At 29.6% G+C, this 12757-nt stretch carries 12 protein-coding genes; 1 reads left to right on the top strand and 11 read right to left on the bottom strand.

What is annotated here, in order from left to right; genetic code table 11:
• Positions 1–2: 2 nt before the first annotated feature.
• From whiG to Q0K19_RS10080, 11 genes are all read right to left on the bottom strand, one after another.
• Positions 3–821 (bottom strand): RNA polymerase sigma factor WhiG, encoded by an 819-nt coding sequence (gene whiG, locus Q0K19_RS10130; RefSeq protein WP_041177314.1) that lies wholly within the window; start codon positions 819–821, stop codon positions 3–5.
• A 44-nt stretch (positions 822–865) separates the two neighbouring features.
• Positions 866–1495 carry a hypothetical protein gene (locus tag Q0K19_RS10125; protein WP_297247665.1) on the bottom strand — a complete coding sequence of 210 codons (630 nt, stop codon included), beginning with the start codon at positions 1493–1495 and terminating at the stop codon, positions 866–868.
• 35 nt (positions 1496–1530) lie between these two features.
• Entirely contained in the window at positions 1531–2394 is an 864-nt protein-coding gene (locus Q0K19_RS10120; protein ID WP_297247664.1) for a MinD/ParA family protein, read from the bottom strand.
• Between the two features lie 52 nt (positions 2395–2446).
• Positions 2447–4480 carry a flagellar biosynthesis regulator FlhF gene (locus tag Q0K19_RS10115; RefSeq protein ID WP_297247663.1) on the bottom strand — a complete coding sequence of 678 codons (2034 nt, stop codon included), beginning with the start codon at positions 4478–4480 and terminating at the stop codon, positions 2447–2449.
• 32 nt (positions 4481–4512) lie between these two features.
• Positions 4513–4686: a hypothetical protein gene (locus tag Q0K19_RS10110; protein WP_008725115.1), complete on the bottom strand. Its 174-nt coding sequence runs from the start codon at positions 4684–4686 to the stop codon at positions 4513–4515.
• Positions 4687–4751: 65 nt separating this feature from the next.
• Positions 4752–6863, bottom strand: a complete 2112-nt coding sequence (locus tag Q0K19_RS10105; protein ID WP_297247683.1) for a flagellar biosynthesis protein FlhA — start codon at positions 6861–6863, stop codon at positions 4752–4754.
• Between the two features lie 21 nt (positions 6864–6884).
• Positions 6885–8087, bottom strand: a complete 1203-nt coding sequence (gene flhB / locus Q0K19_RS10100) for a flagellar biosynthesis protein FlhB (RefSeq protein ID WP_297247662.1) — start codon at positions 8085–8087, stop codon at positions 6885–6887.
• Complete coding sequence (gene fliR / locus Q0K19_RS10095; protein WP_297247661.1) at positions 8084–8887, bottom strand: flagellar biosynthetic protein FliR; 804 nt, start codon at positions 8885–8887, stop codon at positions 8084–8086. Before fliR ends, flhB begins: the two co-directional genes overlap by 4 nt.
• A gap of 49 nt (positions 8888–8936) precedes the next feature.
• A complete protein-coding gene (gene fliQ / locus Q0K19_RS10090) occupies positions 8937–9206 on the bottom strand; it encodes a flagellar biosynthesis protein FliQ (RefSeq protein ID WP_297247660.1) in 270 nt (89 codons plus the stop codon).
• A gap of 56 nt (positions 9207–9262) precedes the next feature.
• Positions 9263–10051 (bottom strand): flagellar type III secretion system pore protein FliP, encoded by a 789-nt coding sequence (fliP, locus tag Q0K19_RS10085; RefSeq protein ID WP_297247659.1) that lies wholly within the window; start codon positions 10049–10051, stop codon positions 9263–9265.
• Between the two features lie 204 nt (positions 10052–10255).
• On the bottom strand, positions 10256–10756 hold the full coding sequence (locus Q0K19_RS10080) for a GNAT family protein (RefSeq protein WP_297247658.1): 501 nt from the start codon (positions 10754–10756) through the stop codon (positions 10256–10258).
• A gap of 397 nt (positions 10757–11153) precedes the next feature.
• Here Q0K19_RS10080 and Q0K19_RS10075 point away from each other — a divergent pair, with 397 nt between their 5' ends.
• The gene (locus Q0K19_RS10075; RefSeq protein ID WP_297247657.1) at positions 11154–12533 is read left to right on the top strand and encodes an META domain-containing protein; all 1380 of its coding nucleotides are present in this window, start codon (positions 11154–11156) and stop codon (positions 12531–12533) included.
• Positions 12534–12757 lie beyond the last annotated feature (224 nt).

Raw genomic sequence — 12757 nt, 5'->3', positions numbered from 1 at the left:
TTTTATAATAATTGTTTTTTTATCTCAGAAAGACTATATCTTAACTGCTGTATAGCTTTTGTATGAAGCTGAGATATTCTGCTTTCTGAAACATCTAATACCTTGCCTATCTCTTTTAAAGTAAGATCATCATAATAATATAATATAAGAACTTGCTGCTCTTTTTCAGGAAGTTTTTTCAAAGCAGCTATTATTTTATTTTTAACATCTTCCCTCTCTGCTAAATATTCCGGATTGGTTTTATCATTTGATTTCAATGTATCTATTACAGATATTTCATCGGAATCATCGCCTACATACCAAACATCGCTTAAAGAGGTAGGAGAAGCCTCTATATATCTTTTCATAGTTTCATTATATTTACTTATAGGTATTCCAAGCATATCTGCTATTTCCTGAGGTTTTATATTTCTGCTTAATCTAGCTTCCAATATTTCTCTTGCCTTTTCTATTTCTTTAACATCTTTACGAATAGATCTAGGAAGATAATCTAATTTTCTAAGCTCATCATATATTGCCCCTCTGATTCTAGTAACGGCATAAGTTTTAAACTTAATATCTCTATTAGGGTTATATTTATCAATAGCATCCATAAGTCCGAAAGAACCAAATCCAACTAAATCTTGAAATTCAATATGCTTATGAGAACCCATATTAACGGATATCTTGCTTGCCACATATTTTACTAAAGGAGAATATTTAATAATTAGAGCTTCTCTTATATAAGGCGAAAGAGTTTTTTTAAACTCAAGCCAATATTCCTGCTCATTCTCATTAGTAATATTTGGTATTTTATCTTTGTCTTTTTTATTCATCTTCATAATATTCACTCTAACTATTAAATTTTTTTATTTTTTAATATATTTTACTTATCATCTTTTTCATCTTTAGCCATCATAGTTCTAACAGCTTTAGCAACTTTTTCAGGGTCTTCCTGAACCTCTTTTATCATTTCATTATCAGAAACTTTTTTATCAGGGAACATACTGCTGCTTGAAGTACTGTAACTAGTACTGCTGCTAGAAGGAGATTTTCCAAATACTATATCACCTATATCACCGCCTGAACTAGCAGGGCTTGGTTTGGAATTAGTTTTTCTATCAAGATTTATAGAATCAGGAGATATTGTTATACTATCTGGATTAAAATCATCAGTATTATTGCTAATATTATCTAGGTTATTAATAGGATCATCACTAGAATTATTAATAGAATTATCATCTAATGAATTATAATCCATATCCATATTTGTACTTACATTACTGCTTTCTATAATATCACCTAAATATCTTTTCAATAGCAAGCCTATTAAAAACAATATTGCCAAAGTTATTATGCCTGACAATAAAGCTTTAAGTAATGATATATCTATTCTATTTTTATATAGGACAGACATAACAAGAGTTACAATAAATGATAAAATAGATATTATACCATCTAATTTTCCAAAATTAGATGAAAAATACTGTTTTACTTTTTCTAGTATATTATTCATAAAATCCCTCTGCAAACATTTAATTATTTATTTTATCATTTTTTACTTACAAAAGATAATAAGGATTCCATAAATCCTCCAAAACCTTTTACCTCTCTGCCGTCATCATATTCCATATCAATTATTCTCTTAGCTATATTATGTATTGACATAGAAGCCTGACATTTATTATCATATTGGTAGAATGGAAGCTGCTGAGAAACTGCATAAGGAATAGTTTTATCTTCCATAACATGTCCCAAATATTTAACATCCATATCCAAATACTTTTTACTTGTCATAATAATCTTATCGCTTACTTCTTTACCTTCAGAAGCCTTAGTAACTCTATTAACCAATATTTTTATATCAGCATTAGCGTTTTCAGGTGCTATGGATTTTATTACACCATAAGCATCTAATATAGCTGTAAGCTCTGGAGTTGTAACTACTATACTTTCATCTGAAGAAAGAAGAAAATATAAAACATTATCAGAAATTCCAGCACCAGTATCAACTATTATTATATCAGCATCATTCAAAGAATCCATGCTATTAACTAATTTAGTCAAAGCTCTTCCGGATAAATTAGCTAAAGAAGAAAATCCGGAAGCTCCTGCTATATATCTTATACCATAATCTGTTTCAAGTATAATTTCATGTATTTTTTTCACACCTTTAATAACATGATACAAATTATATTCAGGCATATTTCCAAGTATAACATTAACATTACCAAGTCCAAGGTCTGCATCAACTAAAATCACATTTTGTCCAAGCTGCTGCAATGCTATGGATAAATTAATTGCTATATTAGTTTTACCTACTCCGCCCTTACCGCTTGCTATGCTTATAATACGCTGAGGACGTTTATCTTTCATACTCATCATTTTTCTTAATTCATCAGCTTGATCTTTCATAATACTTTATAAATTTCCTAAATTATTTTTTTCTTTTTTGTAAAACTTTATTTTAATGTCCGAATAAACCTTCCATTATTTTATAACCATATTTTTTAGCAGTAGATATATCCTTAGGAACACCCTGTCCATGAGTTATATAAGTAATAGGAAGTTTCTTCTTTGTAATAGCACAAATTGAAGAAGCCAAATAATCTGTTTCATCAACTTTTGTAAGTATTACACCTTTATAATTTGTAGGTTTAAATCCGTTTAATATCTTCAAAGCATCTTTATACTTTGCAGTAGCACTCATAACAAGCTGAATATCCATATCAAATCTTCCAACTGTAGTGAAATATTTTGACATAGCAACTATATCTTCAGCACCTTTAGGAGAACGTCCCATAGTATCTATAAATAACAATGAAGAGTTATCCATTTTTCTAATCTCTGCTCTCAAAGCTTCAGGAGTACTAGCACTTGTAAATGGTACTTTCATTATGCTTGCATATCTTTGAAGCTGATCAACTGCTGCTATTCTGTAATTATCTATAGTTACAAAAGAAACTTTTTTACCAGATTTCATATACTGTGCTGCTATTTTAGGTATTGTAGTTGTTTTTCCTACACCAGTAGGCCCTACAAATACTATAATCTTCTTCTTTGTTCCTACTTCTATACCATTAGAAAGTATTAATCTTTCAGCAAAATACTTTTCTACTTCTTCTCTTATAACATCTTTAGATTGGAAGAATCTTGCATTACTTGATGTAAGTAAATATTCTCTTAATTCAAGTAATATCTCTTCAGGAAACTCTCTGTCTCTTAAATAACTGAAACTTTCTTCCATTCCATCTGCAATATTTGCTTCAGCATTATCCTCAATATCATTTTCTTCATTATCATAATCTGATTCTTTTATATCATCATTAAAATAATCTCTGATATTGTTTTTGCTTTCTCTTAAATTATTTTCTTCTCTAGATTCTCTCTGCTCTCTTATTATTCTTTGTTCTCTTCTTGATTCTTTAATCTCTTCTATAGCATTTTTTATTTCATCTTCATCAGAAGAAGTATCTGAATGAGAAAGTTTATTTTGATATTTTGAATCTTCATTTATATTAGAATTATTGGAGTTATTTTTATTTAAATTTATATTAGGAATATTATTTTCTAAATATTCTTTTATTATATCTCTTATTTGTTCCTGAACTATTTTTTTTACATTATCATCTACAGAATTACTATTATTATTTTGATTAATATTATTTTGATTAATATTATTCTGATTATTATTAATATTATTAGCAGGATTAGTATGATTATACATAACATTATTATTAAAGTTATTCATACTATTATTCATAAAGCTATTATTAGGTATACTATTATTAAGTATATTGTTATTAGCAGTAAAATTGCTGTAATTATTAATAGGAGAAAAACTATTGTTATTAGAATAATCTGAAAGCATAGGATTTCTCATATTAGCGAATGTAGAACCTTGAAAATTAGAATATTGATTATTACTAAAATTAGGTAATGGAATAAAATTATCTACGCTTTTTTCTCTCGTATTATTATCTTCTATTTTTTCTTCAATAATATTAGCCTTTGTAGTATTATTAGTACTATTATCATTTAAAAGTTCTTCAGGTATATCTTCATTTTCAGTACTATAAGAATTTTCCTGAAAACTAGAACGTGATGAATTATTATTAGAAAAGCTGCTATTTCTATTAGCACTTTTTTCTTTCAAGGCTTTAGTTATAGAAACTATTCTGTCTGCCATTTCACTTGCATCTATAGTTTCAGATGAATGTTTTTTCATTTCTATTCTATCGCTTAAAAGTTTTGTTCTATGCATTTCATCTTCTTCATCTGAATAAGATTTATCTTCATTCATAGAATTATTTTTTCTATCGTAAATAGAATTGTTAAGCATTATTCTAAGTTCATGTTCTGTTTTCGTTCCAAGCCCTAAAAATCCGCCCACTTTTATATCTTTACTAGTTAAAATAACAAAGTTGCCGCCGAATTCTACTCTAGCTTTAGCGAAAGCATCTGTTTTATCCTTCCCTCTAATAGTGCGTATATCTACCATTTTATATCTCCTCTATTCACCTTAAATCACTATTAATATTGTTCTAATATGCCGATAGAAACTTCAAACTCTTTTTTAATCATTCCGAATATGTTTTTTCTTTTGCTCTCTCTCACACTAATAATAAAATAGCTTTCACCGTACTTATCTCTAGCCTGTTTTTCAATTTCTTCTCTGTTTTTTCCAAAAATTTTTATAGTTTTCATCTTGTAACTCCAAGTAATATATTATTATTTATATCTTAATCGCCCAATAAGGCATTCATCATTCATTATTTTATACTAGCAATACCCTGTACATTATACCCCTGTGCTATTTCAGTAGTAGCTATAACCTTGTACTTACCAACATTCTTAGCTATAAACTGATACAAAGGTCTTCTTATAATAGGAGAAGTTAAAAATACTATATCATCAACTCCTGAATCGCTTACAAGTTTAACTGCATCTTTTATATTTTTAATTAAGTTCTGCATACTTTCAAAACTCATAGCTATCATCTGCGAACCTTGTAAATTACCTGTATTAGCAAGGTTCTGAGCTATATTATTTTGAAGCTGCTGACTTAAAGTAATAACTCTTATATTTCTGTCCTGATCAGCAACCATCTGAGATATTTGAGATGCCAATCTGCTTCTTACAAGTTCAGTAGCTTGTTCGCTTCCCATAATTGATATAGCATCAGCAACACCCTCTAATATAGCAACACTGTTTCTGATAGGCACTTCCTCTTGAAGAAGATTCTGCAATACTTTTTGTATATATCCAAGAGGACTTTCATTATGAGGCTTGGCTGCAAGTACTTCAGATACAAGAGCTTTATGATCATCTTTAATAAGATCAAGCATATTCTGTACTTCTTCACGTCCGATAAGAAGATTAGCATTTCTCTTAATAGTTTCGCTGAAGTGAGTAGCAATAACTGAAGTAGGCTGAAATAACATAAAGCCTTTTTTCTCTGCCATATCTTTTTCATCAACTTTAATCCAATAAGCAGGAAGTCCAAATGCAGGCTCTCTTACTTTCTCACAATCAGGAGAAGGGCCGTCAGGAGAATTAGCATTCAAAGCTAAAAGCATATTAGGACGAACGAATCCTTTAGCCATTTCAGTACCATTTATACTCACTGTATATTCATCAGGTTCTATTACACTGTTGTCCACAATACGAACAGGAGGGACTACAAGCCCAACCTCTAAAGCAAGCTCTCTACGAATCTGACTTATTCTATTGATTAAATCCCCGCCTTCCGATTCTAATGCTAAAGGTATAAGAGAAGCACCAACAGAAAGCTCTATCTTCTCTACTTTCAAGAAAGGCGTAACATCTAAAGGACCTTGATGCACCTGTTCTCCGGCATCAGTTTTTGTTCCGTCTTCATTAAGTCCAAGCTCCTGCTGTTCTTTCTTCAAAGCATATCCTGCTAAGAATAAAGCCAAAGCTATTACGAATAATGCAATCTTTGGGAATCCAGGTAAAAGCATTAGGAAGAATGCGAAACCTGCACCTATAAATAAGTTCTTAGGTTTAGCAAAAACTTGTACTGCTATTTGAGTAGACAAATTATCCTCGCTGCTGCTTCTAGTTACTAATAAACCTGTAGCAAAACTCATAAAGAATGAAGGTATCTGGCTTACCAAACCATCACCAACAGTAAAACGAGTATAAGCATTAACTGCCTGAGTAAAAGGCTCTCCTCTCATTGTCATACCAATGATGAGTCCGCCTACTATGTTTATAACAGTGATTATGATACCGGCTATAACGTCCCCTTGTACGAACTTTGAAGCACCGTCCATAGTACCGTAAAAATCACTTTCACCTCTAATCTTTTTTCTCTTTTCTTCTGCCTCTTTATCTGTGATAGCTCCTGCCTGAAGTTCGCTTTCAACAGCCATCATCTTTGAAGGCATACTATCTAATGCAAATCTTGCTGCTACTTCTGATACTCTTGTAGCACCCTTAGTGATTACAACAAATTGTACTATTATAAGAATTATAAATATTACAACACCTACAACTATATTTCCGCCTACTACAAAGTCAGCAAATGCTGTAATAACTTTACCATTAAAATTAGCCCCCTCTGTAAGAATAGCTCTTGTAGTGGATACATTTAGAGCAAGTCTGAAAGCTGTCATAACAAGAAGTACAGAAGGAAATACGCTAAAATCATTAGCACTTTTTATACTAAGCACCATAAGTAATATTAATAATGATACTATAATATTTACTATAAGCAAAAAGTCCAATACTAAAGAAGGCAATGGTATAACGAGCATCATTATTACCATAACCGCACCTACAGCAAACATTATATCTGTATGCCTGCTAAGATTAGAAGGCAGTTTTATATTATCTAAAATTGATTTAGCACCATTCATTGTTGCCACTTTTTATTCCTCCTATATAGCCCTTGCCATTTTTTCATTACGTAATCTATATACCTCGCCAAGTATCCTTGATACAACATGAAATAGCTTTTCAGGTATATACTGTCCTAACTCAACATTGTAATATAATTCACGGGCTAAAGGTTTATTCTCAACTATTTGAACATCATTTTCCCTAGCTATTTCTTTTATTTTTAATGCTATATGATCTGCTCCCTTAGCTGTTACTACAGGGGCATAATCTCCATTTTCATATTTCAAAGCAACTGCAAAGTGAGTTGGGTTTGTAATAACTACATCCGCTTCAGGTACAGATTTAAGCATTGTTCTGCTTACAATCTTTCTAGCCATCTCCTGCAATTGACTTTTTACTAAAGGGTCTCCTTCCATCTCTTTAAACTCTTCTTTCATCTCATGCTTTGTCATTTTCAAACTATTAATGTATTGTCTTTTTTGAAAGAAATAGTCGAAAGCAGAAACTATTATCATAAATATAATTACTTTAGCTAGCATTTCTAAAACTATAAAGAAAAACAAATTCATAGCCTGACTCAAACCCATATTAACCATATTAAATATTTCAGTATGTTTTCCATATATAGTAGTAAAAGTGAGAATTGATATCATAATCATTTTAAAAAGTATTTTTGCCAAATTCATCAAGTTTTGAGATGATATAAATACTCTTTCTTTAAAGTTAGACCAAGTAGGGGCTATTCTTTTAAAATTAGGTTTTAATTTCTTTGTAGTAAATAAAAACTGAGTCTGTGCCAAATTAACGCCAACACCAACTACCAAAGCAACCGCCATAATAATTCCGGCAGTTTTTGCTAAAAGAACAAATATCTCTAATAACATATCTGTATAAGCTGCATTATTTATTGAAGCATCAGCATTAGATATTTTATTCATTACGTTAATAAAGAATTGTGCTACTGTATGAGTAAAATATGTAGTTAAAAGAGCTATCACAGCTATTGAAACTGCTAAAACTAGAGTCTGATTTATTTCAGCCGAGTTAACAACACGTCCCTCTTCTTCTCTAGCCTTTCTCTTTTTTCTTTCAGTAGGAAGTTCAGTTCTGCCTTCATCTTCAGGAGCAGCAAATAATGTTAATACATATCCTTTTCCTGTAAGACGCAAATATTTTCTGTATAGCTTAGCTTTGAATATAATGAACAATTCAAATATAGAAGAAAGTATTTTTTTAATCATACTGTTCCTCCGGATAAGAAAGTTATTATATTATTAACATCTGCTATAGTAGTTTCTAATACTTTCATAAAATTAGAAACAAGAACTGGTATCAAAATATAATAAGCAGCCACGCCAACAGCTATCTGCATAGGAAAACCAAGCATTAAAATATTCATCTGAGGGGCTGCCTTCGCTAATAATCCCAAACTTAATGATAATAAAAACAAAGTAAGCATTATAGGCAAAGATAAAGAAAGAGCTACAGAAAATAAAGAACTCATATAATATATCATTCTGTCTATAACACCGCTAAACGATGAAGTGAATACCGCCTTTGAAGCATCACTCAATACAGGCATAGCCTTAAAGCTATAAAATAAAGTTCTAATTACCCAGCTAGGTCCGTCTATAGCTATAAATAATAATACAACAACTAAAGACTGTAATTGTCCTAATACCGGCACTGTAACTTGAGATATAGGGTCAACCGTTTCTGATATACCGAATCCCATTTGTATTTCAAGGAAATTAGCCATAACCTGATAAGCAGTAAATATGATTGACATTAAGAATCCTATTAATATTCCTATTAATGCTTCATTTACCAATGTTAAAAAGTATTCAACAAAAGTAGGAGCTGCCTGAACATTTATATTAGCAACTAATGGAAATATAGCCGCTGTAGCAATGAAAGCTAATGCCATTTTTATAGTATTAGGTATAACATTAGAAGAAAATAATGGAGCTACCATAAGTATAGCTACAAATCTTACCATAATGAGCAGGTAAATTTGAAAGAAATTCACGAAATTATCCATTATTAATTCCCTAATTGATTCTATAAACTATTTTTAACACCCAACAAAATTATCTAGCTATAGTTGGAAGTATGCTGAATAACCTAACAGTAAACGCACTAGTATAATTCAGCATCCAAGAAGCTAACATATATATCACTGCCAACATAGCTATCATTTTAGGAACAAATGTTAAAGTCTGCTCCTGAATACTTGTAGTAGCCTGAAGTATTGAGATTATCAATCCAACAATAATTGATACCCCCAAAACAGGAGCTGAAAGCAGCATAAATACCCATAAAGTTTCTTGTACTAAAACAATAATAGAAGTATCGCTCATAAAATTTTCCTTAAAAAATTATTAACTATATAAAGCAGCAAAATATATTCCTATATTTATTGGAAACTCTGTACTATCTGAAGTATTAGAAGTTTCCATCCATCTACCGCAACAAACAAAATTATTTTAAGCGGTAAAGATATCATAATAGGCGGAAGCATTATCATACCCATTGCCATAAGTATAGAAGCAACAACCAAGTCTATAACAATAAACGGTATAAATAAATATATTCCCATTTTGAATGCTATAGTAAGCTCATTTATTATAAATGCAGGTACTACTACTATAGTAGGTATCCTATTCAAATCATCTACTGTCTGAATATCTCTAAGTCTTATATTAGTATCACTTATACTTAGAAATAAATCCAAACTCTTCATACCATTTTCACCTCTTAAAGAGTTAAACATAAACATTCTTATAGGCTGTATGCCTCTGCTGTATAATTCATTGACACCTATAGATCCGTTCAAATACGGCTGAAGTGCCTCATTATTTACCTGAGTTAATGTGGGCATCATTATAAAAAATGTAAGAAATAGTGAAAGCCCCATTATCAATGCTCTTGGAGGGGTTTCCTGTAATGACAATGCCCTTTGTACGAAACTTAATACTATTGAAACTCTTATAAAACTTGTTGTCATTATTATTATAGATGGAGATAATGACAATATTGTTAAAAGAAATAATATCTGAAGTCCCAAACTAACCTGCTGAGGTGTTTGAGCCTGAGTAACATTTAATCCTATTGTAGGTATTGGTATTTGGGTATTCTCTTGAGCGTAAGCTGCTACCGGTACAAGTAAACATAATACCAAAAATACCATTAGAAACTTTCGCATCTTGAGAACTCCAATTTTATAAATTTTTTCTAATCTTTTTTCTTCTGAAATCGATAATATTTACAACTTCCATAAAGTTAACATATTATCATAAAATAGTCAAGTATTATGTTAACTAATTTACAATCCATTATAATAAATTTTATCGCTCATATACTATTTACAGTATTAATACAGTGTACAAATTTTTTATACAGTATCAAACTAAATAAACAACCCCATTATATAGCAATCATAATAAACATCATCAATACAAAAAAAGCTCTTTATCTCACCTTCTATGAAAAAACCAAGTGATTTATATAGTTTTAAGGCCCTTTCATTATCAGTTCTGACAGTTAATTCTATCTTTTTTATAGAATTTTTTTTAGCATAAGCTATAGCATAATTGATAAGTCTTTTGGCTACACCATTACCCCAATACTTTTTCAATACGCTTATTCCTAAATTAACTCTATGCTTTACTCTTTTCCTATCAATACCTTTCAAATTACATATTCCGATAATTTCACCATTTATTTCGCATAAAAACATCTTAGTTGTCATGCTTTTTTGTATACTTTGTAAAAATTCCTCCTCTTTTTTTATATCTAATTCCCTTTCATTAGAATCAGACATCATAAAATTAGTTTCATCAGACACCTTTACTATGTAATTTACAACATTTTCAGCATCTTCTATATGTGCTTCTCTTATACTACACATAAACACCTGCAATATTGATTATCGGATTTTATTATGTAAACTATAATATGATAACTTATTTTTTCTTATTTTTCAATTGATTTTTTAGAATTTTATATTATTTTTAATATATAGAGATTATACATATATATACTTTTTTCTAATAATTAATTTTACTAAAAAGTTTATATTTGGTTATAATAATTATATATGTATTTTTATTATGAACTTATTTTACTAAGGGGGAGAAAATAAGTTATTATATTTAACAAAGCAATTATTCATTATTATCAGACTCCTAACACTATTATTGATGGGCTTATGGTTTTCCTTAATCATAAGCCCATTGTTTTATTGACAATACTATTTTTTTAAAATAGAATATAAAAACTAAAATATAATTATATTGGGGTAAAAAATGAAAAAAACACTATTACTACTATCATCTCTAATCTTACTACTATCATCATGCTCTCAAAAAAACAATGAAAACACAAACATATTTGAAGCATTAAATGGCAGTGAATTCTATCTTACAAGCAATCCTAAAATAACAATAGGATTTGAAAACAGCAATGTTTATGGAAATGCCAGCATAAACAGATATTTTACATCATTTAGTATTAGCAATGATCAAATAATTTTAGGTACAAATATAGGAGCAACATTAATGGCCGGAAACGAAGAAGATATGAAAGCAGAACAGGAATTTTTAACTGATTTAGGCAAAGCTAACTCTGTTTCATTAGAAAATGATAAATTAACAATAAAAACTTCTGAAAACAAAGAATTATCTTTCACAAAAAGAAGTTTAAATTACAATGATTTATACGGCAGAGAATTTATTCTTGAAAATAAATACCCTGAAATCGGTATAACAATAGGATTTGACACTAATAAAGTTTATGGTTTTTCTGGTGTTAATAGATACTTCGCAGGATATACTTTAACTAATAATAATGTAATATCAATAGGTGCATTAGGCTCTACTATGATGGCAGGCCCTGAAGAAAATATGAAAGCAGAACAGGAATTTACAACATTACTTTCTGAAGCATCTAATATCACATTATCAATAACAAATTTAGAAATAACTACAAAATCAGGTGAAAAATTAATATTTAAAGATGATTCTATATCAGGCAATAAATTATTAGGAAGAACATTTTTATTGAAAAATTTCTATAAATATCCTAATGTAGAAATAACTATGTCTTTTTATGGTAAAGAGAATCAAGTAAATGGTTTCTCTGGTGTAAACACTTACAAAACTTCATATAGCAATATAAACGGCAATGAAATTAAATTTAATGGTTTAGCTATGACTAGAATGGCAGGCCCTGAAGAAAATATGAATGCTGAAGCAGATTTCTCAAAATATATGGAAAATGCTAAATATATGTACTTAAAAGGAAAAGAACTTATTATAATAGCTAATGATGCTGCAATATTGAGATTCGTAGAAGATTATTTTGATGTTAATGAGTATTCAGGAAAAGAATTCAAATTATCAAATATGCTTGAAGGTACAGAAATAACTTTATCTATAACTAATAATTCATTTGTAGGAAAATCTGGAGTTAATAACTATAATATACCATTTGAAATAAAGGATGGTAAAATAACAATGAGTAAAACAGGAATATCAACTTTAATGGCAGGTCCTGAAGCTGATATGCAAGCTGAAGATGAATATTTAAAACTTCTTAATAAAGCCAATTATATATCTTATAATAATAATACTTTATGCATAAAAACATCTGATGATGATATACTACTTTTTAACATGGTAAATTAAATATATTTTTACTGTTTCTTATTTATTATGTTATATATAGTATAGCTACAAACGTCATTTGTTGCGCTCTTAAGATATATATACAAACCCATTACTTTCACTCTATGAACTCAAATTTCATAGAGTGTTTTTTTTATGAAAATATGATAAAAAATGCACAGGAGCCAGACATATTGCATTAAGTATTCCTTAATTTCTTGAAGTATAACACAGGTGTATAATAA

The sequence above is a fragment of the uncultured Brachyspira sp. genome (assembly GCF_944393015.1).
Lineage (GTDB): Bacteria > Spirochaetota > Brachyspiria > Brachyspirales > Brachyspiraceae > Brachyspira.
The sequence above is the reverse complement of the archived record's forward strand: the minus strand, read 5'-3'. Positions and strand labels throughout refer to the sequence as shown.

Coding starts and splice junctions, on each gene's coding strand:
- whiG (WP_041177314.1), bottom strand. CDS start 821: ATGAAGATGAATAAAAAAGACAAAGATAAAATACCAAATATTACTAAT.
- Q0K19_RS10125 (WP_297247665.1), bottom strand. CDS start 1,495: ATGAATAATATACTAGAAAAAGTAAAACAGTATTTTTCATCTAATTTT.
- Q0K19_RS10120 (WP_297247664.1), bottom strand. CDS start 2,394: ATGAAAGATCAAGCTGATGAATTAAGAAAAATGATGAGTATGAAAGAT.
- Q0K19_RS10115 (WP_297247663.1), bottom strand. CDS start 4,480: ATGGTAGATATACGCACTATTAGAGGGAAGGATAAAACAGATGCTTTC.
- Q0K19_RS10110 (WP_008725115.1), bottom strand. CDS start 4,686: ATGAAAACTATAAAAATTTTTGGAAAAAACAGAGAAGAAATTGAAAAA.
- Q0K19_RS10105 (WP_297247683.1), bottom strand. CDS start 6,863: ATGAATGGTGCTAAATCAATTTTAGATAATATAAAACTGCCTTCTAAT.
- flhB (WP_297247662.1), bottom strand. CDS start 8,087: ATGATTAAAAAAATACTTTCTTCTATATTTGAATTGTTCATTATATTC.
- fliR (WP_297247661.1), bottom strand. CDS start 8,887: ATGGATAATTTCGTGAATTTCTTTCAAATTTACCTGCTCATTATGGTA.
- fliQ (WP_297247660.1), bottom strand. CDS start 9,206: ATGAGCGATACTTCTATTATTGTTTTAGTACAAGAAACTTTATGGGTA.
- fliP (WP_297247659.1), bottom strand. CDS start 10,051: ATGCGAAAGTTTCTAATGGTATTTTTGGTATTATGTTTACTTGTACCG.
- Q0K19_RS10080 (WP_297247658.1), bottom strand. CDS start 10,756: ATGTGTAGTATAAGAGAAGCACATATAGAAGATGCTGAAAATGTTGTA.
- Q0K19_RS10075 (WP_297247657.1), top strand. CDS start 11,154: ATGAAAAAAACACTATTACTACTATCATCTCTAATCTTACTACTATCA.